Origin of the sequence: Sphingomonas jaspsi DSM 18422 (genome assembly GCF_000585415.1) — a bacterium.
GTDB classification, from domain to species: Bacteria; Pseudomonadota; Alphaproteobacteria; order Sphingomonadales; family Sphingomonadaceae; genus Sphingomicrobium; species Sphingomicrobium jaspsi.
This window is the reverse complement of record NZ_KK073876.1, coordinates 343,510-368,512: the sequence shown is the minus strand read 5'-3', so window position 1 is coordinate 368,512 and position 25,003 is coordinate 343,510. Positions and strand designations below refer to the sequence as shown.

26 protein-coding genes are annotated in these 25,003 nt (G+C 63.8%); 18 read left to right on the top strand and 8 right to left on the bottom strand.

The window, feature by feature from the left end:
- Positions 1-18: 18 nt before the first annotated feature.
- Positions 19-531 (top strand): single-stranded DNA-binding protein, encoded by a 513-nt coding sequence (gene ssb, locus G570_RS01885; RefSeq protein ID WP_037498555.1) that lies wholly within the window; start codon positions 19-21, stop codon positions 529-531.
- Positions 532-537: 6 nt separating this feature from the next.
- Here ssb and G570_RS01880 read toward each other — a convergent pair whose 3' ends face one another.
- Both G570_RS01880 and G570_RS01875 read right to left on the bottom strand, forming a co-directional pair.
- A complete protein-coding gene (locus tag G570_RS01880) occupies positions 538-1,059 on the bottom strand; it encodes a YceD family protein (RefSeq protein WP_037498552.1) in 522 nt (173 codons plus the stop codon).
- On the bottom strand, positions 1,056-1,571 hold the full coding sequence (locus G570_RS01875) for a ubiquinol-cytochrome C chaperone family protein (protein WP_037498549.1): 516 nt from the start codon (positions 1,569-1,571) through the stop codon (positions 1,056-1,058). The genes G570_RS01880 and G570_RS01875 overlap by 4 nt, the downstream gene beginning before the upstream one ends.
- Here G570_RS01875 and G570_RS01870 point away from each other — a divergent pair.
- The 13 genes from G570_RS01870 to gyrB all read left to right on the top strand — a co-directional run bounded on the left by G570_RS01870 (position 1,552) and on the right by gyrB (position 14,576).
- Positions 1,552-2,133: an outer membrane protein assembly factor BamE gene (locus G570_RS01870; RefSeq protein ID WP_245600242.1), complete on the top strand. Its 582-nt coding sequence runs from the start codon at positions 1,552-1,554 to the stop codon at positions 2,131-2,133. The genes G570_RS01875 and G570_RS01870 overlap by 20 nt on opposite strands.
- 52 nt (positions 2,134-2,185) lie before the next feature.
- Complete coding sequence (locus tag G570_RS01865) at positions 2,186-2,947, top strand: tryptophan 2,3-dioxygenase (protein ID WP_037498543.1); 762 nt, start codon at positions 2,186-2,188, stop codon at positions 2,945-2,947.
- A complete protein-coding gene (locus tag G570_RS01860; RefSeq protein ID WP_245600241.1) occupies positions 2,944-4,104 on the top strand; it encodes a kynureninase/PvdN C-terminal domain-containing protein in 1,161 nt (386 codons plus the stop codon). The genes G570_RS01865 and G570_RS01860 overlap by 4 nt, the downstream gene beginning before the upstream one ends.
- Positions 4,105-4,161: 57 nt before the next feature.
- The gene (locus G570_RS01855) at positions 4,162-5,430 is read left to right on the top strand and encodes a spinster family MFS transporter (protein ID WP_037498536.1); all 1,269 of its coding nucleotides are present in this window, start codon (positions 4,162-4,164) and stop codon (positions 5,428-5,430) included.
- A 58-nt stretch (positions 5,431-5,488) separates the two neighbouring features.
- Positions 5,489-6,517: a hypothetical protein gene (locus tag G570_RS13900; protein WP_051503939.1), complete on the top strand. Its 1,029-nt coding sequence runs from the start codon at positions 5,489-5,491 to the stop codon at positions 6,515-6,517.
- A gap of 68 nt (positions 6,518-6,585) precedes the next feature.
- Entirely contained in the window at positions 6,586-7,122 is a 537-nt protein-coding gene (locus tag G570_RS01840; protein ID WP_169731719.1) for a fasciclin domain-containing protein, read from the top strand.
- A 54-nt stretch (positions 7,123-7,176) separates the two neighbouring features.
- The gene (locus G570_RS01835; protein WP_156930283.1) at positions 7,177-7,410 is read left to right on the top strand and encodes a response regulator; all 234 of its coding nucleotides are present in this window, start codon (positions 7,177-7,179) and stop codon (positions 7,408-7,410) included.
- Positions 7,411-7,422: 12 nt separating this feature from the next.
- Entirely contained in the window at positions 7,423-7,680 is a 258-nt protein-coding gene (locus G570_RS01830) for a response regulator (protein WP_037498527.1), read from the top strand.
- A gap of 84 nt (positions 7,681-7,764) precedes the next feature.
- Complete coding sequence (dnaN, locus tag G570_RS01825) at positions 7,765-8,868, top strand: DNA polymerase III subunit beta (protein WP_037498523.1); 1,104 nt, start codon at positions 7,765-7,767, stop codon at positions 8,866-8,868.
- Complete coding sequence (locus tag G570_RS01820; RefSeq protein ID WP_037498519.1) at positions 8,868-9,191, top strand: antibiotic biosynthesis monooxygenase; 324 nt, start codon at positions 8,868-8,870, stop codon at positions 9,189-9,191. Before dnaN ends, G570_RS01820 begins: the two co-directional genes overlap by 1 nt.
- A gap of 9 nt (positions 9,192-9,200) precedes the next feature.
- On the top strand, positions 9,201-10,265 hold the full coding sequence (recF, locus tag G570_RS01815; RefSeq protein WP_037498516.1) for a DNA replication/repair protein RecF: 1,065 nt from the start codon (positions 9,201-9,203) through the stop codon (positions 10,263-10,265).
- A 202-nt stretch (positions 10,266-10,467) separates the two neighbouring features.
- Positions 10,468-12,018 (top strand): DEAD/DEAH box helicase, encoded by a 1,551-nt coding sequence (locus tag G570_RS01810; protein ID WP_483852536.1) that lies wholly within the window; start codon positions 10,468-10,470, stop codon positions 12,016-12,018.
- 86 nt (positions 12,019-12,104) lie between these two features.
- Complete coding sequence (gene gyrB / locus G570_RS01805) at positions 12,105-14,576, top strand: DNA topoisomerase (ATP-hydrolyzing) subunit B (protein ID WP_037498510.1); 2,472 nt, start codon at positions 12,105-12,107, stop codon at positions 14,574-14,576.
- A gap of 4 nt (positions 14,577-14,580) precedes the next feature.
- Here the strand turns inward: gyrB and G570_RS01800 are convergent, their stop codons facing one another.
- From G570_RS01800 to cyoA, 5 genes are read right to left on the bottom strand one after another with little or no spacing between them, the layout of a single operon-like run.
- Positions 14,581-15,279: an SURF1 family protein gene (locus G570_RS01800; RefSeq protein ID WP_156930282.1), complete on the bottom strand. Its 699-nt coding sequence runs from the start codon at positions 15,277-15,279 to the stop codon at positions 14,581-14,583.
- The gene (cyoD, locus tag G570_RS01795; protein WP_037498505.1) at positions 15,276-15,653 is read right to left on the bottom strand and encodes a cytochrome o ubiquinol oxidase subunit IV; all 378 of its coding nucleotides are present in this window, start codon (positions 15,651-15,653) and stop codon (positions 15,276-15,278) included. Before cyoD ends, G570_RS01800 begins: the two co-directional genes overlap by 4 nt.
- A complete protein-coding gene (cyoC, locus tag G570_RS01790; RefSeq protein ID WP_037498502.1) occupies positions 15,650-16,276 on the bottom strand; it encodes a cytochrome o ubiquinol oxidase subunit III in 627 nt (208 codons plus the stop codon). The genes cyoD and cyoC overlap by 4 nt, the downstream gene beginning before the upstream one ends.
- Entirely contained in the window at positions 16,276-18,279 is a 2,004-nt protein-coding gene (gene cyoB / locus G570_RS01785; RefSeq protein WP_037498500.1) for a cytochrome o ubiquinol oxidase subunit I, read from the bottom strand. The genes cyoC and cyoB overlap by 1 nt, the downstream gene beginning before the upstream one ends.
- 44 nt (positions 18,280-18,323) lie before the next feature.
- Complete coding sequence (gene cyoA / locus G570_RS01780; protein ID WP_245600240.1) at positions 18,324-19,277, bottom strand: ubiquinol oxidase subunit II; 954 nt, start codon at positions 19,275-19,277, stop codon at positions 18,324-18,326.
- Positions 19,278-19,452: 175 nt separating this feature from the next.
- Between cyoA and G570_RS01775 the strand changes: the two genes are divergently transcribed.
- The 4 genes from G570_RS01775 (at position 19,453) to G570_RS01760 (ending at position 23,537) form a co-directional block, all read left to right on the top strand.
- Positions 19,453-20,787 (top strand): MFS transporter, encoded by a 1,335-nt coding sequence (locus G570_RS01775; protein WP_037498497.1) that lies wholly within the window; start codon positions 19,453-19,455, stop codon positions 20,785-20,787.
- 47 nt (positions 20,788-20,834) lie between these two features.
- The gene (locus tag G570_RS01770) at positions 20,835-22,172 is read left to right on the top strand and encodes an ATP-binding protein (protein WP_051503937.1); all 1,338 of its coding nucleotides are present in this window, start codon (positions 20,835-20,837) and stop codon (positions 22,170-22,172) included.
- Positions 22,169-22,699 carry a response regulator transcription factor gene (locus G570_RS01765; RefSeq protein ID WP_037498494.1) on the top strand — a complete coding sequence of 177 codons (531 nt, stop codon included), beginning with the start codon at positions 22,169-22,171 and terminating at the stop codon, positions 22,697-22,699. Before G570_RS01770 ends, G570_RS01765 begins: the two co-directional genes overlap by 4 nt.
- 67 nt (positions 22,700-22,766) lie before the next feature.
- Positions 22,767-23,537: an endonuclease/exonuclease/phosphatase family protein gene (locus G570_RS01760; protein WP_037498490.1), complete on the top strand. Its 771-nt coding sequence runs from the start codon at positions 22,767-22,769 to the stop codon at positions 23,535-23,537.
- Here the strand turns inward: G570_RS01760 and rpoN are convergent.
- Positions 23,534-24,994, bottom strand: coding sequence for an RNA polymerase factor sigma-54 (rpoN, locus tag G570_RS01755; RefSeq protein WP_037498487.1), 1,461 nt, complete (start codon positions 24,992-24,994; stop codon positions 23,534-23,536). The two genes, G570_RS01760 and rpoN, sit on opposite strands and share 4 nt — an antisense overlap.
- Positions 24,995-25,003 lie beyond the last annotated feature (9 nt).

The following is a 25,003-nucleotide window of genomic DNA, read 5'->3' as shown; positions in this document are numbered from 1 at the left end:
TAAGCGAAGGAGAGCGAGATGGCGGGCGTGAACAAGGTCATTCTGGTCGGCAATTTGGGCGCCGATCCCGAAGCCCGGTCGCTCAACAATGGCGGAGAGGTGGTCAACCTGCGCATCGCCACCAGCGAAACCTGGAAGGACCGCGACGGCAATCGCCAGGAGCGGACCGAATGGCACCAGGTGGTGATTTTCAACGAAAACCTCGGCCGGGTGGCGAAGAGCTACCTCAAGAAGGGCTCGAAAGTTTACGTCGAAGGCCAGCTGCAGACCCGCAAGTGGACCGACCAGAACGGCAACGACCGCTATTCGACCGAAATCGTGCTCCAGCGCTTCCGCGGCGAACTGGTCCTGCTCGACAGCCGTGAAGGCGGTTCGGGCGGCGGTAGCTATGGCGGGTCGTCGGGCGGCTACGACGATGGCGGCTTCGGTGGATCGGCCTTTGGCGGCGGCGGTGGGGGCGGTCAGCGCCAGCAGTCGCGCCCGCAGCCGGCGGCGTTCGACACCGACCTGGACGACGACGTTCCTTTTTAAGGTCGGCTATTCGCCCGACAATTTGCCCTTAAGGGCGGCCAGCGCGGCGAACGGGCTGGCCTCCTCTTCGCTCATCACACCCGCTTCGCGCAACGCGGCGTCGGCGTTGGCGCTGCGCGGATAGGGGTCGAGCGCCAGGCTGAGTGTATCGGCGATGGCGCTGCCGAGGTCGATTGCCATCCCGTCGTGGAAAATGGTGTCGAGCTCCTCATCGCCCAGCTCATGTTCCTCATCGGCGCTGCCGCCGGTTGGCGCAGGTACGAAGTGGAGGTCAAAGGCTTCGTCGACCATCGCCGGGACCGGGTCGCCGGTCGCAACGCACGGCTGCTCGAGCGCAGCCTTTACCCGGCCTTGGGCCCGAACCCGGTCGCCGTCTTTATCGAGAATGGAATGGGCTTCGAGCCGTGTTAGGGAAAGTAGGCCAAGCCGCTCGGCGACCGCAACGCATTCGGCATCGTCGCCATGCAGGTCGATGCGGTCGCCGTCCCTGATCTGGTCCAGCTGCAGCCGGTGGGCGAAGTCGCTCACGCAATGCGCCCTTCGCGCACGTCGCGGTCGGGCCGACCGGACAGGTGCTCGTTAAAACTCTTGACGCTCTCGGTAGCAAAGGTGACGGCGCCCTCGTCGTCGGGAGAATCCATCTTGTAGACGCTAAAGATGGTAGCATCCAACCAGCCCTCGTCGGCCGCCCGGACATTGCGCCAGCGATCGACCCGCGTTGCCAGTGCGCCGACCATCGAACGAACCTGCTTGCCGATCGACGGATCGCCGAACCCTTCCTGCCGCATCTGCGCGTCCATGTCGGCGATGAAGCTTTCGGTCAGCGCGACCGAATGGCGCACGCAGTCCTCGTCGCCATCTTCCAGCCTGAGGATGACGAGTGCGGTCAGCGTCGCCAGTACCGCGAATCGGCCGTCCAGCGAATCAGGCACCTTGCCCTCGCGGTACCAGGCCGGTCGCCGCGCTTCGGCGATGACAGCGTCGTAGAGAGCCCCCGCATCTGCCGTTTTCGGGCGCAGCATGGCCATCAGTGAACGCATCGATCTTCTCCTCGGGTTGGCAATGGCTTGCGCCATCGGCCATACCCCGCATATTGAGCGCCTCGGCGTCCGTGGCAAGCGGCGCCAACGATGTGGAGACGAGTGGATGATGAAGCGCGGGTTCGTAGCGATCGTGGCAATGGGTCTGGCGCTCAGCGCTTGCGCCGGCATCCGCGAGCATCGCGGCTTCGTGATCGACAAGGAAATCGCCGACGGCCTGCAGGTCGGCGTCGATAACAAGGATTCGGTGACCAAGGCGCTTGGGCGCCCGACCTTCACCGGCCAGTTCAACCCGAACGACTGGTATTATGTGTCGCGCGACACGGCGCAGCTGGCCTTCCGCGACCCGCGCGTCACCGAACAGACGGTACTTCGCCTTTCGTTCGATGCCGCCGGCAACCTCACGCAGATCGACCGCAGCGGCAAGGAACAGATCGCCAGCGTCGACCCGGTCGGCGACAAGACGCCGACGCTGGGCCGCAAGAAGAGCTTCTTCAGCGAATTGTTTGGCAACATCGGGTCGATCGCACAGCCCGGCCTGCCCGGCTCTCAGCAGCAGTAAGCCAGGGTCGGGACGCTTGTCCCGCCTGCCCCAATTAGCCTAAGTCGCGGGCATGACCGCGACGCCTGCTGGCATGAGCTATGCCGACTATCTGCAGCTCGACACCCTGTTGTCGGCGCAGAAGCCCTTGTCCGAGCTGCATGACGAAATGCTGTTCGTCATCATCCACCAGACCAAGGAGTTGTGGCTGAAGCAGATGCTGCACGAGGTCGCGCTCGCGATCTCGCTGGTCGAGCAAGACAAGTTTGCCGAAGCCTACAAGGCCTTGTCGCGCGTCAGCCGGATCCAGACGGTGATGACCTTGTCGTGGGACATTCTCGCGACGCTGACCCCGATCGATTACACGGCGTTCCGTGACGTTTTGGGCACGTCGTCGGGATTTCAGTCGGTCCAGTTTCGGGAGTTCGAGTATCGACTGGGACTCAAGGATTCGCGCTTCCTCGACTATTGCGAAGGGGGCAGCGCAGGCCGCCTGAGGTTGCAGGCGGCATTGGACGAACCGTCCTTGTGGGATGCCGCCAACGCCGCGCTGGCCCGGGCCGGCTTCGACATATCGGGCGCCGCCGCCATCCAGTCGTCATGGCTCGGCGTCTACCAGCAGCCCGATCGCTATTTCGGCCTCTATCAGCTGGCGGAAAAGCTGGTCGATATTGACGACGCCCTCGCCGCGTGGCGGCACAAGCACATGCTGACCGTCGAACGTATCATCGGCTTCAAGACCGGGACAGGCGGATCGGCGGGCGCGGCTTACCTCGCTTCGACCCTCACCAAGCGGGCCTTCCCCCAGCTATGGTCGCTGAGGACCGATCTTTGACCTTCAAACCATTGTTTTCGAAAAGCCTTGCTGCTTCGCCGGAACGGCTCCACCTGGCAGCGCACAGCCATCATCTTTGGCCCGACGCGTCGTACGAAGGGCAGATCGCATGCTGGGATGATGCCGCTCGACTGGCCGACCGCAAGTGGGACCGGATCATGGGCGAGCTATGGCCCGACGCGCAGGCCGAGGTCGCCGAAGAACTCGGCAGCGGCGATCCGTCGGCGATCGTCTTTTCGGCCAACACGCACGATTTCATCATCCGCTTGGTCGCGGCCTGCCCGCGACAGGGCTCAAAACTGCGCGTGCTGACGGGTGATGGAGAGTTTCATTCCGCTCGCCGTCAATTCTCGCGCTGGCGCGAAGACGGGTGGTTCGAGCCCGAGATTGTCGCGGTCGAGCCCTATTCCGACTTTTCCGAACGCTTCATCGATCGCGCGAGAAGCGGTGAGCACGACCTGATTTTTGTCAGCCAGATGATGTTCAATTCCGGTCGCTGGATGGACCGGGTTTCCGAACTGGCCGCGCTGGCACGGCCGGAAGGGCCGTGGGTCGTTATCGACGGCTACCATAGTTTCATGGCTGTAGAGCGCCCATTTCCCGCCGACGTCGCGGCACGCGCCTTCTACCTCGCGGGCGGCTACAAATATGCCATGGCGGGCGAGGGCATGGGGTTGATGCATTGCCCGCCGGGCTTCGGACCTCGGCCGCCGATCACCGGCTGGTACGCCGAATTCGAAGACCTCACGCTGCCGCCGGGCATGATCGGTTACGCCAAGGACGGCTCGCGATTCATGGGCGCGACGTTCGACGCGTCCGCACTGTATCGCTTCACTGCAAACCGGCGCACGTTGAAGGCGCACGGCATCACCACAGCCGTCGCCAGCGGCAAGGTCGCCGGCCTGCACCGTCTGTTGTTGGATGCGATCGCCGGAACCCCGCTGGAACAGGCGACCCTGCTCAATCCACTGGGTGAAGGGCCTCACGCGCGATTCCTTGCGTTCCGGCATTCCGATGCACAACGCTGGTGTAATGCATTGTTGCAGCGCAACTGCATCACCGACGTGCGCGGCGACGTGCTGCGCATCGGCTTCGGCATCTATCACGATGAAGAGGATATCGACCGCTTCGTGACGGTGGCGTCCGATATCGCCTGATCACGCCGTCGGGGCGGCGCTTGCCGAGGCTAAGCTGCTCTTCTAACGCTGTGTGAAATGCCCAGCGAGAACGACAGCACGGTCATCCGCGGCCGAACCGTGATGATGGTGATGCTCGTCATCGCCTACACCCTCAATTTCATCGATCGGCAAATCGTCGGCATCCTGGCGGAACCGATCAAGGCCGACCTCGGGCTCAGCGACGCCGAGCTCGGATGGATGGGCGGGACCGCCTTTGCTTTGTTTTACACCGCGCTTGCCATCCCCCTTGCGATGCTTGCCGACCGCAAGGATCGCAGCTGGATAATCACGATCGGCCTCACGCTGTGGAGCGGCGCGACCGCGCTTTGCGGGATGGCACAGAGCTTCTGGCAATTGTTCGCGGCGCGGATGAGCGTCGGCATCGGCGAAGCCGCCGGGGTCGCACCGGCTTACTCGCTCATCTCGGATCTGTACCCGCTGCGACAGCGGTCGCGGGCGCTGGCGATCTTTTCGCTCGGCATACCGCTGGGTAGCGCGCTCGGCGTTCTGTTCGGCGGGTTGCTGGCCGCGCATATAGATTGGCGGTTTGCCTTTTTCGCGGTGGGCCTGCTTGGAATCCTGTTTGCGCCGCTGTTCAAACTCGTCGTGCGTGACCCCGGGCACGCCCGCAAGCAGGCGGAAGCCAGCGTCAAGGCGCCTACCCTTTCGACCGTGTTTCGCACGATCGCGGTAAAGCCGTCTTTTTGGCTGTTGAGCTTCGGGGCGGGAACGGCGAGCCTCGTCGGATATGGTCTGGCCTTCTGGATCCCCAGCTTCGTCGCGCGAAGCTACGGTCTCGATCTGACCCATCGTTCCCTCGTCGTTGCGACCATCATGCTCGTCGGCGGCTGCATCGGCATATGGGGCGGCGGCCTGGCCGGTGACCGGCTCGGCAACGCCCATCCGCGCGGCTATGCGATGGTCCCGGCGATTGCCTTCGCCGTCACCCTGCCGGCTTATCTTCTGGCCTTTTCGACTACCAACCTCTTCCTTTCGATCCTGTTGTTCATCGTCCCCACCGCCCTCGGCCTGACGTGGTTAGGCCCGGTCGTGACGGCGGTTACCCGCCTCGTCCCGCTCGACATGCGCGCGACCGCGTCCGCGCTGTTCCTGTTCATCAACAATCTGATCGGCCTTGGCGCCGGGTCGACCGTCATCGGATTCATCTCCGACTCCCTGTCCGCAAGGTACGGCGACGACGCCTTGCGCCATTCGGCAATGGCGACCAGCCTGCTTTATGCGCTCGCCGCGATCTTGATGCTGCTCGCCGCACGGCGCCTCTCGCGCGACGTCGTCGACGCCTGATCCGCCGGGAACGACCGTTACGCCCGCCCGTTAAGTCTCCTTCGAAAGGAGATTTTTCATGACCAAATGGATGCTGGCCGCGAGTGCGGCTGCGCTGGCCATGACGGGTCCGGCGTTCGCCGACAAGGGCGGACATGGCAATGGCGGTGGTCAAGGTCACGGCCAGATGGAACGCGGCAACGGCGGTGGGCACGCGCGAACGGAAGGCCGCGGCCAAGGCGGCGATTTCCGCAGCGATCGCGGCCCGCGAATGGAGCGGGCGGAAGCGCGCGGGCATGCGTTCGCGCGTGACGAACGACATGGCGATAGCTTCCGGACAGAACGCGGAAAGAATCGGGAAGACCGTGCCGCCTTCCGCGCCGATCGACCGACCGTCCGCGTCAAGCATGACGACGGCCAACGCGTTCGCGAAGCGGCAGGCTTGCGGCGGTTAGACGATGGAGTCCGCTTTGCCCCCCGCTGGGACAATAATGGGCTCTCCCGTTTCGAAGGCTGCCCGCCGGGGCTCGCAAAGAAGGGCAATGGCTGCCTTCCCCCGGGACAGGCCAAGAAGATCGTCGGGACGACGCTTCCGGCGGCGCTGGCCGCCAGCGTGCTCGGGGGCCCGTACCGCGACTGGTATCGTGACGACGACCACTACTACTACCGCGAGGATGGCGATTACATCTATCGCGTTCGCCGCGAGGGCGGTCTCATCGAAGCGCTGTTCCCTGCGAACGACCGGGATTATTATTACTATCCCGTCGGTGACAGCTATCCGATGAGCTACAACTACTACAACGTGCCGTATCAGTACCGGACCTTTTATCCGGACAACGGCGACATGTGGTATCGCTACGGCGACGGGGCGATCTACAGCGTCAATCCAGGGAACGGCCTGATTAGCGGTATCGCCGCGCTGCTGGCGGGCGACCTGTCGGTCGGCCAGCCGTTGCCGCCGGCCTATTTGGTCTACAATGTGCCGCTGTCGTACCGCGACCGCTACTATGATACGCCGAACGACTGGTATCGATATAACGACGGCTACATTTATCGTGTCGACCCGACGACGCAGCTGATCACTGCTGTGATCAACGCACTGGTCTGACGATAGCGGGCGGCATTCCGGTGCCGCCCCGTTTTTTCAGGAGAATAGTTATGGCGTTCAGACAGCTCATGCTGGCGGCTGCCGCGACGGCGCTGGTGGGTCTTGCAGCCTGCAGCAACGAGACTGCCGACAAAACGGGCAGTCCAGCAGCGCAGGAAGCGTCCGGCGACAATACGATCAGCGACGGGTTCGGCGACGCAACGACGTTCCAGAAGGCCGTAAAGTCCACCGGCCTTGACGGCACCCTGGCAGGCCCTGGACCTTATACCGTGCTGATCCCAACCAACGCCGCTTTCGACAAGTTGCCGGCGGGCGCGCTCGACACGCTGATGAAGGATGACGCGCGTCAGGAACTGACGGGCGTGCTTACGTACCACATCCTGCCGGGAACCATCCTTGCCGAAGATATCGGCAAGGCGATCGACGCCGGCAAGGGAAAGACCAATCTACCGACGATGGGCGGCGGAACGATCACGGCAACGCGTGATGGAGACGCTGTCGTCCTCGAGGACGGTGCCGGAACCAAGGCCCGGCTGGTTGGGACTGACGAAAAACGCAGCAATGGTGTGATCCACCGCCTCGATGCGGTGTTGATGCCCAGCTAGAGCGCGATGGGCGGGGAGATCGAGGTCGAGACCAAATCGGGGATTGAGTCGACCTTGTGGGTCAGGCTTACGCTTGAAGATGCGGCGTTGGACGCGTTGCCGACCACACGACCTGGCTGGTCGTCAGAGCCCGCCCTTCCATCGGATAGTTCACTCTCGCTGCTCGTCGCGGGAGACAATCCGGTCAACCAGATGCTGATCGGCGCGTTATTGAAGAAGATGGGCCATCGCGTCGACCTGGTCGACAATGGCCGGGCAGCGGTCGAGGCGGCGGCTGCGCGGCGCTAAGATGCGATCTTGATGGACATGCAGATGCCCGAGATGGATGTCCTTGCCGCCACCCGCACCATCCGCGCGTCGGGCGGCGCCTGGGCCGAAATCCCGATTATTGCCCTGACCGCGGATGCATCGCCCGAGCGAAGGCGGTTTTACCAAGGGGTCGGCTTGACCGACTTCATGACCAAGCCGATCGACCAAGCCGAATTGGCCGCCAAGCTGGCCTCGATCAGGGAGGGCGGCGAGGGCCCGCCGGTAGCGGCGTCGGACAGGCTGCCGTAACACCAATTTAGCGCTTCCGCCCCTCGCTCGCCTCGCTATAACGAAGGGCGAACCAATCTGATTTCGGGGCAAGGATCCAATCACATGAAGGCGACGATCGAACGGGCGACCCTCCTCAAGAGCCTGGGCCATGTCCAGTCGGTGGTCGAACGGCGCAATACCATTCCGATCCTGTCCAACGTGCTGATCGACGCCAAGGACGATGGCTCGATCCGCCTGATGGCGACCGATCTCGACCTGCAGGTCGATGAAAGCGTGCCTGCGCAGGTATCGCAGGCTGGCGCGACGACCGTGTCGGCCCACACCTTCTTCGACATCGTGCGCAAGCTTCCCGAGGGCAGCCAGGTCGAACTCAGCGCCGCCGACGGCAAGATGCAGGTCGTCGCCGGTCGGGCCCGCTTCAACCTGTCAACCTTGCCGCGCGACGATTTCCCGGTGATCGCGGAAGGCGAGCTGCCGACCCGTTTCGAACTGCAGGCTGCGACGCTGCGCCAGATCATCGACAAGACCCGCTTCGCCATCTCGTCGGAAGAAACCCGCTACTATCTCATGGGCATCTTCCTGCATGTCGCCGACGACAAGCTGAAGGCCGCGGCGACCGATGGCCACCGCCTGGCCCGCGTGACGGTCGACAAGCCCGATGGCGCCGACGGCATGCCCGACATCATCATCCCGAAGAAGTGCGTCGGCGAGCTGCGCAAGCTGCTCGATGAGGTCGAAGGCACGGTCGAAGTGTCTCTGTCGGGCACCAAGGTCCGCTTCGGCCTCGGCAGCGCGGTGCTGACCAGCAAGCTAATCGACGGCACCTTCCCCGACTACAACCGCGTCATTCCGACCGGCAACGACAAGTTGCTCAAGCTCGACCCGAAAAGTTTCATGGCGGGCGTCGATCGCGTTGCGACCATCGCCAGCGAAAAGACCCGTGCGGTCAAGATGGCGCTCGACCGCGACAAGGTGACGCTCAGCGTGACCAGCCCGGAAAACGGCCTGGCGGTCGAGGAACTGCCGGCCGACTATGGCAACGACGGACTCGAGATCGGCTTCAACGCCCGCTACCTGATGGACATCCTCCAGCAGATCGAAGGCGATGCGGTCGAAGTCCATTTGGCGGACGCGGCGGCTCCAACACTGCTGCGCGAAAACGACAAGAGCAGCGCGCTGTACGTTTTGATGCCGATGCGGGTCTGATGATTTGTCGGCAATGGCGGGGCTGGACGACAGCGGCCAACGCCGATGCGTATGAGCGGATCGTTCGTGGCGAGGTGATCCCGGGGATCGAGGCGCGGGCCATCCCCGGCTTCCGGCATATCGACCTGATGCGCCGCGACCTTGGCGATGAGGTCGAGTTTCAGACGCTGATGTGGTTTGACAGCCTCGATGCGATCCGCGCCTTCATAGGCGAGGACTATGCTGTCAGCCACGTGCCTGCGGCTGCACAAGCCGTCCTCAGCCGCTTCGACGAATACGCGGTCCATTTCGAAGTCATCGACCGGCGGCCCCAGCGCGGCTAAGCCGTCGCCATGGCCGCCATCGTCCGCCTCTCGCTGACCGATTTCCGCAACCACCGCGACGCCGCGCTGGCCGCTCGCGACGGATTCGTGCTGCTCAGCGGGCCGAACGGGTCGGGCAAGACCAACATCCTTGAAGCCGTGTCGCTGCTGACACCGGGGCGCGGCCTCAGGCAGGTCCCGATTTCGGAGATGGCGCGAAGCGACGGGCCGGGCGGATTTGCCATTGCGGCTAAGCTGGATGGCAATGTCGAACTCGGCACCGGCGCCAGTGCGACTGCGCCCGATCGCCGTCAGGTCCGCATCAACGGCGCGGCAGCATCGGTAAATTCGCTGTCCGAATGGCTCTCGGTGCTGTGGCTGACGCCTGCCATGGACCGGCTGTTCACGGAAAGCGCGGGAGGGCGTCGACGATTCCTCGACCGGCTGACGCTGGCGCTGGAGCCGGGGCACGCGAGCCATGCGGCACGCTATGAAGCGGCCATGCGGGCGCGGAACAAGCTGCTGGCCGAGCCCGACCATGCCGACCCCGATTGGCTGTCGGCGCTCGAAGTCGGCATGGCAGAGCATGGAGAGGCCGTCGCGGCGGCGCGCCAGCGCACGGTCGATGCGCTGGGCGAGGCGATCGGCGCGTCGCCGGACGGCGACTTCCCGCGCGCAGGCCTGAGCCTCGAGGGATGGTCGCGCAACAATCTCGCTCACCAACTGAAATCCAATCGCGGGCGCGACGCGGCGGCGGGGCGCGCGACCGAAGGTCCGCATCGGCAAGACCTGCTGGTCACCCACCTCGCCAAGCAACAGCCGGCGTCGCGCGGCTCGACGGGTGAGCAGAAGGCGTTGCTGATCGGTATCATCCTCGCCCACGCCCGGTTGGTCGCCGAGCGACGGGGCGCGCCGCCCATCCTGTTGCTAGATGAAGTCGCCGCTCACCTCGACCCCAATCGACGCCTGGCGCTGTTCGAACGGCTGTCGGGGAACGGCCAGGTCTGGCTTACCGCAACCGAGCCCGAACTGTTCGAAGGAATCGGCCCGGCCACCCGCTTCCATGTCGTCGACGGGGCGGTTTCCGCGGCCTGACTGGACTTATCCACAAAAATCCCTATATCGCACCGCAACATTCGAAGCGCCAAGCAAGCGGCGTGAACGATCGCGATGACGATCGGCCCGCGCTTCGACCCGGAACCAACCGGCTTCCCAATTCACGCGGGGTGCTCAACCAAACCCCGACCGGTCCGTGCCTGACAGGCGCGGCCGCTCGCTTTGCATAATGGAATTTCAATTGACCAAATTTACCGACCTTGGCCTCTCGCAGCCGCTGCTCGATGCGCTCGCCGCTAAGGATTATGACACGCCGACGCCGATCCAGGCGCAGGCCATTCCGACGGTGCTGACCGGGCGAGACCTGCTGGGCATCGCCCAGACCGGCACCGGCAAGACCGCTGCTTTCATGCTTCCGTCGCTCGATCGGCTGGTGCAGGCGTCCAAGGGCCGCCCGATCCCGGGCCGCGCCCGTATGCTCGTGCTCGCCCCGACCCGCGAACTGGCGGCGCAGATCGCCGAAAGCGCGCGGATGTACGCCAAGGGCCAGCATATCAGCGTCGGCGTGATCTTCGGCGGCGTTCCCGTGCCGAAATCGATCCGCGAAGTCGGCCGCGGCCTTGACGTCCTTGTCGCGACGCCGGGCCGCCTGCTCGACCTGGTCGACCAGCGCGTGCTCGACCTGTCGGCGCTGGAAATCCTCGTCCTCGACGAGGCCGATCAGATGCTCGACCTTGGCTTCATCCATGCGCTGAAGCGGATTGTGAAGCTCATTCCGGAGAAGCGTCAGACCCTGTTCTTCTCGGCGACCATGCCCAAAAGCATCCGCCAGCTCGCGGACGCCTACCTCACCGATCCCGCCGAAGTCGCGGTGACCCCGGTGGCCAAGACCGCCGACCGCGTCGCGCAGACGGTGACCTTCGTCAATCAGGCCGAAAAGCAGGCGCTACTGACGCTGAAGCTGCAATCAATCGATCTCGATCGCGCGCTGGTGTTCAGCCGTACCAAGCATGGCGCCGACAAGATCGTCCGCTTCCTCGAAGCGGCGGGAATTCCGGCCAACGCCATTCACGGCAACAAGAGTCAGGCGCAGCGGGAACGGGCGCTGGCGCTGTTCCGCTCGGGCGAAGTGCCGATCCTGATCGCGACCGATATTGCCGCGCGCGGCATCGACATTCCGGGCGTCAGCCATGTTTTCAACTTCGACCTGCCGGATGTTCCGGAGCAGTATGTCCACCGCATCGGTCGCACCGCGCGCGCCGGAGCGGAGGGTGAAGCCATCGCCTTCTGCAGCCCGGACGAGCGCATCAACCTGCGCGATATCCAGAAGCTGGTGAAGATGACGCTGCCCGAAGCCAAGCTGCCCGAAGGCTTCATGGCCGCGGTTGAAGCGATCAAGCGCCTCAAGCCGGCGCCCAAGAAGACCGACGTCCGCGAGCGCCAGCCTAACCAGGGCCGTCGCATCAAGGCCGTCACGGAGATCAAAGCCGGCGCCGATGTGAAAGCTGACAGGCGCGGCGACCAGCAGCGCCGCGCCAACCGCAACCGCGGTCAGGACGGCCCGCGCGAATTCGACCAGTTCGGCCGCCCGGTCCAGGCCGAGCGCCGCCCCAACCGCGATGGCGGGCATCGCCATGGCGAAGGCCAGCGTCCGCAGGGTCAGCGCCACGGTGAAGGGCAGCAGCGTCCGCAGGGTCAGCGCCCGAACGGCGGCCGTCGTTTCGGCGGTGGCGGCGGGCAGGGGCAGGGCTTCCGCGGTCGCGGCGGTCGTCCCAATGGCGCCGGCGCTTAAAATTCGAGCGTAATCGCTAGCGAAATCTCTCGCGTACGCGCGCGTGCGCGTTGTGCGCGGGAGTCGCAGCCCCTATAGACTGAACCATGGCTACTGATCCCAACAAGAATGAATATGGCGCCGACAGCATCAAGGTCCTGAAGGGCCTCGACGCAGTCCGCAAGCGCCCCGGCATGTACATCGGCGACACCGACGACGGTTCGGGTCTCCACCACATGGTCTTCGAAGTCAGCGACAATGCGATCGACGAGGCGCTGGCGGGTCACTGCGACCGCATCCTCATTCAGCTCAACCCGGACGGATCGGTCACGGTAGAGGATAACGGCCGCGGGATTCCGACCGACATCCATTCTGAAGAGGGCGTATCGGCGGCCGAGGTCATCATGACCCAGCTTCACGCCGGCGGTAAGTTCGAAAACACCAGCGACGACAATGCCTATAAGGTGTCGGGCGGTCTCCACGGCGTCGGCGTCAGCGTCGTCAATGCGCTGAGCGAATGGCTCGACCTTACCATCTGGCGCGACGGGCAGGAGCATTACATGCGCTTCGCCTTTGGCGACGCCGTGGCGCCGCTCAAGGTCGTCGGCCCCGCGCCGGCGGGCAAGAAGGGCACCTGCGTCACCTTCTTGCCGAGCCCCGCGACCTTTAAGATCACCGAATTCGATTTCGAAAAGCTCGAACATCGTTATCGCGAGCTCGCCTTCCTCAACTCGGGCGTGCGGCTGATCCTGGCCGATGCGCGCCATGAAGAACGGGTCGAGCATGAGCTGTATTACGAAGGCGGCATTGCGGCCTTCGTGAAATATCTCGATCGCAACAAGACGCCGCTGTTCCCCGAACCGATCGCTATTTCGGCGGTCCGTGACGGCATCGGCATCGACGTCGCGCTCGAATGGAACGACAGCTATTACGAAAACGTCCTGCCGTTCACCAACAACATTCCGCAACGCGACGGCGGCACCCACATGGCCGCGTTCCGCGCCGCTTTGACCCGCACCATCAACAGCTATGCCGACAAGTCGGGTATGCTGAAGAAGGAAAAGGTCACGCTGACGGGCGACGATATGCGCGAAGGCCTGACCGCCATCGTGTCGGTTAAGCTGCCCGATCCCAAATTCAGTAGCCAGACCAAGGACAAGCTGGTCAGCTCTGAAGTGCGCCAGCCGCTCGAAGCGCTGATGAGCGACAAGATGAGCGAATGGCTGGAGGAACATCCGGCCGACGCCCGCGCCATCATCCAGAAAATCATCGACGCCGCCGCCGCTCGCGAAGCCGCAAAGAGGGCGCGCGAGCTGACCCGGCGCAAGGGCGTGATGGACATCGCCTCCCTCCCCGGCAAGCTCGCCGACTGCCAGGAACGCGATCCGTCCAAGTCCGAACTGTTCCTGGTCGAAGGCGATTCGGCAGGCGGGTCAGCCAAGCAGGGCCGCGACCGCCATTACCAGGCGATCCTGCCGCTCAAGGGCAAGATTTTGAACGTCGAGCGCGCGCGATTCGACCGCATGCTGTCGTCCAAGGAAATCGGGACGATGATCCAGGCGCTCGGCACCTCGATCGGGCGAGAGGAATTCAACCTCGAAAAGCTGCGCTACCACAAGATCGTCATCATGACCGACGCCGACGTCGACGGCGCGCATATCCGCACGCTGCTGCTGACCTTCTTCTATCGCCAGATGCCTGAGCTGATCGAAGCAGGGCACCTCTACATCGCCCAACCGCCGCTCTACAAAGTCGCGCGCGGACGCAGCGAGGTTTACCTGAAAGACGATGCCGCACTCGACGAATATCTGGTCGATGCCGGGCTGGAAGGCCTGCTGTTCGACAGCAGCGAAGGTCCGCGCAGCGGAGACGACCTGCGCAGCTTGGTCGACCATGCCCGCCGCGTGCGCACACTCATGCGCTACGCGCCGCGCAAGTATGATTATGCGATGCTCGAAGCGCTGGCGCTGACCGGCGCGCTCGACCCCAACCTCAGTGCCGATGGCCGCGCCAAGGCGATCGCCAAGGTCGCCGAATGGCTCGGTCGCGGCGACGAGGAAGCGCAGTGGTCCGGCGAAGTCGGCGTCGAGGGCGGCTATGTCCTGAAGCGGCTGTGGCGCGGCGTCACCGACGCCTATGTCATCGAACCCAGCTTTCTCGTTTCCGCCGAAGCGCGCAAGCTTCACGCGCTGGTCGCGGAACAGGCTTCGACCTACGCCGCACCGGGGTCGCTCCGGACCGTCAAAGCCGCCGCGAAAGCCGAAGCCGAGGATGGCGAGGAAGTCGCCGACACCCGCAAGGCGGTGGCCGTCACGCGACCTTCGGAGCTGCTCGACGCCGTGCTCGCCGCGGGCCGCCGCGGCCTGAGCATCCAGCGCTACAAAGGCCTTGGCGAAATGAACGCCGAGCAGCTGTGGGAAACCACGCTCGACCCGGCCAATCGTTCGCTGCTGCGGGTCGAAGTCGCGCAGGCCGACGTCGCCGACGAGATTTTCACCCGGCTGATGGGCGACGTGGTCGAACCGCGCCGCGAATTCATCCAGGAAAATGCGCTGAGCGTCGCCAACCTGGACGTCTGACCGCTCACGCAGGTCGGCGCGTCAGCTGGAAAAGGCCGAACAAACATAGCAGGCTCAATCCGAACCACGTCAGCGCATAGGCCAAGTGGCTGTTGCGGAACCTGGTGACGGTGAGGCCGCCGACGGGATAGTTGGTGAGGGTGCCTTGGCGCGCTTCGTCGATGAAGAACGGGGCCGCATCGTCGATCCTGCGGGTCGCGGACATTGCCGCGATGTCACGGCTGAACCAGCGGCCTTCGCCGGGCCGGTTGGGCCTGAGGAAGCGGCCATCGGGTTCGGACATGCGCAGCAGGCCAGTGACGACGACGGGCTGCGGCCCGACCGGTCTAAGCGACACCGTACTGTCCTTAGGCGCGAACCCGCGGTTGACCCATATCGTCCCTTGAGCGGTGGCAAGGGGCGTGAGCAGCCAGTCGCCCGCACCCAGCTCGGTCAGCGCGTCGACGCGGACGGCATCGCGTTCCCGAAAGACGCCCCGCACCCGGACCTTCAGATATTCGTTGGTCGGCGAGGCCAGGCGGCTCCATGACGATTTAGGCGGCAGGTCGACCGGCGCCGACGCCAGCTTGTGTTCGACCGACGCGATCAGCGCCCGCTTCCAATGCAGCCGCTGCACCTGCCAGACGCCCAGGCCCGCGAAAACGACTGCCCACGCCAGCAGGAACAGCGCGAACACGACCATCTTGCGCCGGGTCGGCGTCAAAGCGGTGGCGCTTCCCCGCCGGTTCCCATGCCCGGCATCATGTTGGCGTTGAGATGGTACATGATCCACACCGAACCCGCGATCATGATCGCCAGGATGACGATCGTGAACACGGTGGTGATCAGGCTCCACCCACCCTGCGCGCGTGCGGTCACGTGCAGGAAGAAGCGGATATGGACGACGATCTGGACCAGCGCCGCGAAGACGATCGTCAAAACGACGCCAAGGCTGCCCGACGCACCGCCCATGACCAGGCCGAACGGTATCGCGGTCAGGACGACCGAGGCGATGAGCCCGATCGTATAATCCTTGCGCGCCTCGGCGATATATTCGGGGGCGAGCCGCGGCGCCTCGTCGTGATGGTGGCTGCTCATCCGATCAATCCCAGCAGATAGACGAAGGTGAAAACGCCGATCCAGACGACGTCGAGGAAGTGCCAGAACATGCTGAGGCACGACAGGCGGCGCATCATCGGCGCTGTGATGCCCTTCTTGCGGAACTGGAACAGCAATACGCACAGCCAGACGATCCCGCTGGTGACGTGCAGCCCGTGGGTCCCGACCAGGGTGAAGAACGCCGACAGGAAGCCGCTGCGCTGCGGGACGGCGCCCTCGGCGATGAGGTGACCGAACTCGTAAAGCTCGATCCCGACGAAGCTGGCGCCCAGCAGGCCCGTCACGATCAGCCAGCGATACAGCCCTTTGATCGACCCGCTGTAGGCCGACAGCATCGCCATGCCGAAGGTGGCCGACGACGCCAGCAGGATGGCGGTATTGAGCGCGACCAGCTTGAGATCGAAAATCTCGGCCGGTTGCGGCCCGCCGGCAAATGCCTTTCCAAGGACGCCGAAGGTCGCGAAGATCGATGCGAATAACAGGGCGTCGGTCAGCAGGTAGATCCAGAAGCCTAGGTCGGTCGTTGCCGCTACGTCGTGCGAATGATCTTCATCCGTAAGGTAGAAGTCGACGACTTCGGCCTTGAGGTTCGATGTCGACATCAGTTGGCTCCCCCCGCGACAAGGGCGTGCGTCCTGGCTTCCACCGCCGCCACTTCGTCGGCCGGGATGTCGCGGTCGCGGTCGAAGTTGAAGCTGTGGTAGATCGCGCCGCCGATCAGGGCGATGAACGACAGGATGGCAAGCCACCAGATGTGCCAGATCATCGCGAACCCGAACACGACCGAGATGGCCGACAGGATCGCGCCCGCACCGGTGTTTTTCGGCATGTGTATGGACCGGTAGCCGTCGGCCGGGCGCCGGTGCCCGCGGTTCTTCATGTCGTACCAGGCGTCGATGTCGTGGACGACCGGCGTGAACGCGAAATTATATTCCGGTGGCGGCGAGCTGGTCGACCATTCGAGCGTCCGACCGTCCCACGGATCGCCGGTCGTGTCGCGCAACTGGTCGCGATTCTTGATGCTGACCGCGATCTGGATGAGGAAGGCGACGATGCCCAGCAGGATGATGACCGCGCCGATGAGCGCGAGCACGAACCAGATCTGCATCGACGGATCGTCGAAATGGCGCACGCGCCGCGTCGTCCCCATCAGCCCGACGATGTAAATCGGGGTCCAGGCCAGCCAGTATCCGATCAGCCAGCCCCAGAAGCTCATCTTGCCCCAGAACGGGTCGAGGCGGAACCCGAAAGCCTTGGGGAACCAGTACTGGATGCCGGCAAACAGGCCGAACACCACGCCGCCGATGATGACGTTGTGGAAGTGGGCGACGAGGAACAGCGAGTTGTGCAGGACGAAGTCGGCTGAGGGGATCGCAAGCATCACGCCGGTCATGCCGCCGACGACGAAGGTGATCATGAACCCGACCACCCACATCATCGGCACGTCGTACCGAATCTGGCCGCGATACATTGTGAACAGCCAGTTGAAGAGCTTCGCCCCGGTCGGGATCGAGATGATCATCGTCGCGATGCCGAAAAAGCTGTTGACGCTGGCGCCCGATCCCATGGTGAAGAAGTGGTGCAGCCAGACGAGATAGCTGAGGATCGTGATGACGACGGTCGCGTAGACCATCGACGAATAGCCGAACAGCCGCTTTCCCGAGAAGGTCGAGGTGATTTCGGAATAGATGCCGAACGCCGGCAGGATCAGGACGTAAACTTCCGGATGACCCCAGACCCACACCAGGTTCCAGTACATCATCGGGTTGCCGCCGAGATCGTTGGTGAAGAAGTTGGTGCCGACGTAGCGGTCGAGCAGCAGCAGGGCGAAGGCGCCGGTCAGCACCGGAAAGATGGCGAGCGCGAGGATGTTGCTGCAGAAGGCGGTCCAGGTGAACACCGGCATCTGCATCAGGCTCATGCCCGGCGCGCGCATCTTGATCACCGTGGTGACCATGTTGACGCTGGATAAGGTCGTGCCGATGCCCGCTATCTGCAGTGCCCAGAGATAATAATCCGGCCCGACGCCCGGACTGTTCTGGATGTTCGCGACCGGGACGTAGTTGAGCCAGCCGGCAGTCGAAAATTCACCGACGAACAGCGAAATCATGACCAGTACGGCACCGGCGGCGGTCAGCCAGAAGCTCAGATTGTTAAGGTAGGGAAAGGCGACGTCGCGCGCCCCGATCTGCAGCGGCATGACGAAGTTGACGATGCCGACGATTAGCGGGATCGCCACGAAGAAGATCATGATCGTCCCGTGCGCGGTGAAGATCTGGTCGTAATGATGGGCCGGCAGGTAGCCGTCGTTACCGCCGAACGCGATCGCCTGCTGCAACCGCATCATCAGCGCGTCGGCGAATCCGCGCAGCAGCATCACCACGCCCAGGATGATGTACATGATGCCGATCTTCTTGTGGTCGACCGACGTGATCCAGTCGCGCCACAGCGGTCCCCACAGGCGATATTTGGTGATGAGGAACAGGATCGCCGCACCCATCAAAGCGACGACAGCGAAGGTGCCGAACACGATCGGCTCGTGAAACGGCACGCTGTCCCAAGTCAGGCGACCGAAGATGAGGGACGTCGGGGCAGGTTCGGACACATGTTGCTCCGTAGCGAGCGAAAGGGAGGAAAAGAGCGCGGCGGTCATGGGTGGTGCGCCATCGGCTCGGGCGATCCGACGTTCCCGGTGGCCTTGTCGCTGCTCGTCGTGGCCGGTGCAGGATGATGCCCCGACATGTCGGTCATGCACACCGATCCCGGTTTGACGCAACGCTCGAGGATTCGTCGATACAGGTCGCCATCGACCGACGCGAAGCGGATGACCGGTACCTTCTGACTTGGCAATTCCAGCTTCGCATAGGTCGCGTTGTCGAGCGCCTTCGGCTCGGCCTTCAGGGCCGACGCCCAGGTTGCGAATTCCGCCTCACTGACCGCGCGGACCGCGAACCGCATGTCGCTAAAGCCTTCGCCGCTGTAGTTGGCAGACATGCCCTGCCAGGAACCCGGGCGGTTGATGACCGCGTGCATCTGGCTCTGCATGCCGGGCATCGCGTAAATCATGCCGGCCATCGTCGGCACGTAAAAGGCGTTCATCATGTTTGATGAGGTGATGAAGAACTTCACCTCTCGATCGACCGGGACCACCAGTTCGTTGACCGTGGCGACCTTCTGGTCCGGGTAGATGAACAGCCATTTCCAGTCCATCGACACCACTTGGACCTTCAGCGGCGGCAGGTTGGACACCACCTTGCGGCCGCGCTCCGACTGGCGGTCGAGCGGGCGGAACGGGTCGAGCAGGTGCGTGCTGGACCAGGTCACCGCGCCGAGCGCGATGATGATCAGCAGCGGCATCGACCAGATCACCAGCTCCAGCGACGTACTATGGTCGAACTTGGGATCGTAGGTGGCGCCGCCGCCCTTGCGATAACGCCACGAAAACCAGATGATCATGATCATCACCGGAACGATGATGAGCAGCATCATCACGACCGAAATGTAGATGAGGTCGCGCTGTTGCAGGGCGATGTCGCCGGCGGGATTGAACACGTCGCGCGAACATGCCGCCAGCGCGAGCGCAGCCAAGAGGGGCGCGCCCAATCTGTTCAAGGTCGAAATGCGGTTCATGTTGCAGCGCTTAGCGGACCGACCATGCAAGAGACATTGGACATTTTGTCCAATCCACAGGCGTGCGATAATGCGCCAAAGAGCACCACCACGACAAGCGCGGCCATCGCCAGCCATCCGGCTGCGACGCGCACGGGAAGGACTGGACATGTCGGCATCGCTTTCAACGCCCAATACGACCGGACTTGAGCGCGATGCGCAGCGGTTGAACGCCGACGGGCATGGCGTCCGGCCGGGCGAAATCGCGATCGGCGTGATCATCGGCCGCACCAGCGAATTCTTCGACTTCTTCGTCTACGCGCTGGCCTCGGTCCTGGTATTTCCCTCGCTGGTCTTCCCGTTCGTCGATCCGGTCACGGGCACGGCCTATTCCTTCCTGCTCTTTTCGCTGGCCTTCGTCGGGCGGCCGATCGGGACAATGCTGTTCACCTACATCGACGCCCATTACGGCAAAGGCGTCAAACTGACGATCGCGCTGTTCCTGCTGGGCGGTGCGACGATCGCGATCGCGCTCTTGCCCGGCTATCGCGACATCGGCGCGGCCTCGATCTGGCTGCTCGGCGGCTTCCGGCTGGCGCAGGGCATTGCACTCGGCGGCGCTTGGGACGGCATGCCGTCCCTGCTGACCTTGAACGCGCCCGACGACCGCAAGGGCTGGTACGCGATGATCCCTCAGCTGGGCGCCCCGCTCGGCCTGATCGTGGCGTGCAGCCTGTTCGCCTATTTCGCGGCAATCCTGACCAGCGAGGACTTCCTCACTTGGGGCTGGCGCTATCCCTTCTTCGTGGCGCTGGCGATCAACGTCGTCGCGCTGTTCGCCCGGCTTCGGCTGGTGGCGACGCCCGAATTCCGCCGCCTGTTCGAAAGTCGCGAACTGCAGCCCTCGCCGCCGTTCGAGGCGCTGCGCAGCGAATGGCGGACGATCATTCTCGGCTCGCTCGCGCCGCTCGCCAGCTTCGCATTGTTCCATCTGGTGACCGTGTTCCCGCTGTCATGGGTGCGCCTCACCACCAACGAAAGCGTCGTGCGATTCCTGGTCATCGAAACCGTCGGCGCAGTGCTTTGCCTTGCAGCGGTGGCGATATCCGGCCTGCTTGCGGACCGCTTCGGACGGCGCTCGCTGCTCGGGGTATCGGCGGTATTGATCGGTGCCTTCAGCGGCTTCGCACCCCAGCTGCTGGCAGCAGGCCCGTTTGGCGAGGCCGCCTACCTCATCATGGGCTTCGTCCTGCTCGGGCTGGCGTTTGGACAATCGTCGGGCGCGGTCAATTCGCGCTTCAGCCAGTACCACCGCTACACCGGGGCCGCGATCGTCGCCAACAGCGCATGGTTCTTCGGTGCCGGTTTCGCGCCGCTCGTGGCATTGCTGCTCGCCAAGAACCTAGGCCTGTGGGCAGTGGGCCTCTATCTCCTCTCGGGCGTCGCCTGCACGCTCGGCGCATTGGCGGCGAATAAGGAGTGGGGGACCAAGGCAGCCAATTGAGCGGCCGCGCGGTCGACGTCGGCCGTCACTCATCCTAAAGGAATGCGATGAACTCGTCGGTCGCCATCCCCGATGCAGGTCGCCTGGCCGACGGCCGCTCGCGCGCAGTGACGCCCGGAACGACGGTGCCTTTCGCGTTCCACGTTGCCCGCCAGAACATGCGGCAGTTGGTGCTGCTGAACTGGATCGCGATCACCGGCCAACTCGCCGCCATCGGCGCCAGCGTCGTGTTGCTGGGCGTGAATCTTCCGCTGCTGCCGATGCTGGGGATGATCGCGCTCCAGGTCGTCGTGAATTTGCTTTTCGTCGGTCGGCTCGCCCGGTCCGGCGCGCACCCCAACTTCATGCTCGCCTTGGGCTTCGACGTCGTCGCGCTAACGGTCCAGCTCTATCTCAGCGGTGGTACCGACAACCCTTTTTGCTTCCTCTACCTGTTGCACGTGGTGCTGGCGGCGATCCTGCTGACGCCCGCCCGCGCAGCGTTGATCGCGGCCGGCTCCGTCCTGTTCTTCTGCGCATTGAGCTTTCGTCACGTCCCGCTGGTGCTGTCGGCATGGGATGCCCGCGACGCCGAAATGATCATGACCTTCGGTCGCTGGTCGTCTTTCGGGCTGGTCGCAATCCTGCTCACCATCCTAACCGCCCGGATCAATCGCAACCTGCGTCTCCGTGACGAGCACCTGTCGGAACTGGGGCAGAAGCGCGTCGAGGATCTGGCGATCATGCGCATGGGCCTGTTCGCCAGCGGGGCGGCGCACGAACTGGGCACGCCGCTATCGTCGCTCGCGGTGCTGATCGCCGACTGGCGCCGCAGCCAGCACTTGGCCGACGACGAGGAACTAGCCGCCGAAATGGATCTCGCGCTCCACGAACTCGACCGCTGCAAGACCATCGTATCCAACATTCTCCATTCGTCCGGCTATGCGCGAAGCGAAGAATTGAAGGTTTTGGACGCCGGATCGCTGCTCAGCGATGTGATCGACAAGTGGGAGGAAAGCAGGCCCGGACGCGTCGTAGAACGGGACTTCGATGCCGCCGACGGCGCCTTCATCGCTTTCCAGCCGGCCCTGCAGCAGGCGCTCTCCAGCATTTTGGACAATGCCGACGAAGCGGGTTCCGACATTATTCGGCTGGTCGCGAGCCGCAGCGCGGGCGAATTGCGCATCGCGGTGGTCGACTCCGGACCGGGTTTCCCCGAGGACCTGCTCGAAACGGCCGGAAACCTCTATGAATCGTCGAAAGGGCCGGGCCACGGAATCGGCCTGTTCCTCGCCAATCACGTGGCGCGGCAATTGGGCGGCTATTTGCAGATCGAAAATCGGGCGGAAGGCGGTGCCTCCGTCGCCATCGTCCTGCCCATCATGCGGGAGGCGCGGGCATCGTGACGGGCAAGAAGCTCCTGATCCTCGATGACGACCCGGTGTTCGCCAAGACGCTGACCCGGTCGTTCGAACGGCGCGGCTACGACGTCACCATGGTCGTCGATCCGCTGGCGCTGCCCGGGATTCTGGACCAGCGTTCCTTCGATTATGCGATCGTCGACCTGAAGCTCGGCACGCACAGCGGACTGTCGATGATCGAGCAGCTGAAGCGCAGTTGTCCCGATGTGTTCATTGTCATCATGACGGGCTTTGCAAGTATCTCGACCGCGGTCGAAGCGATCAAGCTTGGCGCGTCCCACTATCTGCCCAAACCCTGCACTACCGACGAACTGGAAGCCGCCTTCCTCCGTACGGAGGGCGATTCAGAGGTGCCGATTTCCTCCCGCCCGACATCGATCAAGGTGTTCGAGTGGGAAAAAATCCAGAAGACGCTGGCCGATAGCGATTTCAACATCAGCGAAGCCGCACGGCGGCTCGGAATGCATCGCCGTACGCTCGCTCGAAAACTTGCCAAGCAGCCGATGCGCTAGTGGTGGGCCCAGGTCTCGAACAACGCGTCGGGCGGAACCTCGACCAACGGCAGGGGTTGGCGACACGATGAGTCGGACCGTTACCGTTGCCAGCTACAATATGCGCAAAGCCATCGGTACCGATCGCAAGCGACGGCCCGATCGCATCCTTCATGTCCTGCAGCAGATCGATGCCGACGTCGTGGCCTTGCAGGAGGCCGACCGCCGCTTCGGGACCCGTGCGTCGGCCGTCCCGCACGAATTGATCGATGGTCACGGACTGTACCGGCCGGTCGAATTCGGGGTTAGCCATTCGCGCCTCGCGCACGTCATTCCGTTCGGCGAAAAACTGGAGGAGCGGCTCGGCCTGTCGACCCGCAACCTCGGCTGGCACGGCAACGCGATCTTGGTGAAGCACCATGTCGAAGTGATGGGCTACGAGGTCCTGCACCTTCCGACTCTCGAGCCGCGCGGCGCGGTGATTGCCGAATTGCTGGTACACGACCGTCCGCTGCGCGTCGTCGGCATGCATCTTGACCTCAGCGGCTTGTGGCGGCGCCGACAGATCCGCGCGATCATGAGCCATCTCCGGGCGCTCCATGCGCCGATGCCGACCGTGCTGATGGGCGACACCAACGAATGGCGGCAATCGACCGGTGCGCTGTCCGAATTCGGACCCAATTTCCGGATCGCGCCGACCGGGCCCAGTTTTCACAGCCGCCGACCCATCGCGTCGCTCGACAAGATCGTGGTCGATCACCGGCTCCATATCGATGCGGCCGGCGTCCATGCCAGCGCCGAAGCGCGCAAGGCCAGCGATCACCTGCCGATCTGGGCGCGCCTTTCGCTTAACACCTAGCCGCCGGTCATCTTTCGCTGGCGGCGACGCTGGATCGACGAACCGATGCCCATCGCCTCGCGATATTTGACGACCGTGCGACGGGCGATGTCGTAGCCCTTTTCCTTCAGCATGCCCGCGATCGCATCGTCGCTGAGGATATCGGTTTCGGCATCGATCAGCTTTTTGATGTCTGCCTTGACCGCCTCGGCCGACGCGCCCTCGCCGTCCTCGCTGCCCACGCCTGAGCCGAAGAAATATTTAAGTTCGAACATCCCCCGGTCGCATGACAGATATTTGTTCGACGTGACGCGGCTGACGGTCGATTCATGCATCTCGATCGCCTCGGCGATCTTCGCCAGGGTCATCGGCTTTAGCGCAGCGACGCCTTGTTCGAAGAAGCCCTGTTGCCGCTTCACAATTTCGGTCGCCACCTTGATGATCGTCTGGGCGCGCTGGTCGAGCGCCTTCACCAGCCAGTTGGCGCTCTGCAGATGATCGGTCAGCCACGCCTTCGACGCCTTGTCACTCGCCCCTGCCTTCAACTCCGCATGGTAACGGCGGTTGACGAGGACGCGCGGAAGCGCCGCATTGTTGAGCTCGACGGTCCAGCCTTCGCGCGTCTTTCGGACGAACACATCGGGTGAAATCGCTTCCGGCTCTTTGGCGACAAAGCGGCAGCCGGGCTTGGGGTCGTAGGCGCGCAGTTCGCGAACCATGTGGGCGAGATCTTCCTCGTCGACCCCGCAAATCCGCTTGAGATCGTTCATGCGGCCTTTGGCCAGCAGATCGAGATTGGCGATTAGCCGCGCCATTGCCGGGTCGTATCGGTCGACCGCTTTTGCCTGCAGCGCGATGCATTCTTCCAGGCTGCGCGCGGCGATGCCTGGCGGGTCGAGCGACTGGACCAGCGCAAGCGATTGTTCCGCCTCCTTGAGGCTGGCTTCGCACTCCTGCGCGATGGTCGAGAGCGGGGTTTCGAGATAGCCGGTCTCTTCCAGTTCGTTGACGATGGCTTCAGCAAGGCGACCGAGCGTGCCACCGGTGCCGTGAAGCTGTGCCATAAGATGTTCGGCCAATCCCGCTTCGCCGCCTTCGAGCCGGTCGAAGTCGAACGCTTCCTCCGCGCCCGATCCGCCGCCGACGTCGGCAAAGCTGTCGACCTCGAGCGCCGCTTCGCGCCAGTCCATGTCGACGGGGCTGTCGTCGGCACCGCCAAGCTTCGCAATGAGGTCGTCCGATCCGGTCGGGTCGGCGGGCTGGTCGCCGGTTTCGCGGTCTTCGCGCAGGATGACGGTTTCGCCCGATCCGCCCTCGCCCGGTCGGGCTTCGAGCAAAGGGTTCTTCGCGAGCTCTTCGGCGATCACGGATTCGAGTTCGAGGTTGGACAGCGCCAGAAGCTTGATCGCAGCCTGCAACTGCTGGGTCATCACCAGCGATTGCGAGACGCGAATGTCGAGACGCGGACCCAGCCCCATGGCCGCTAG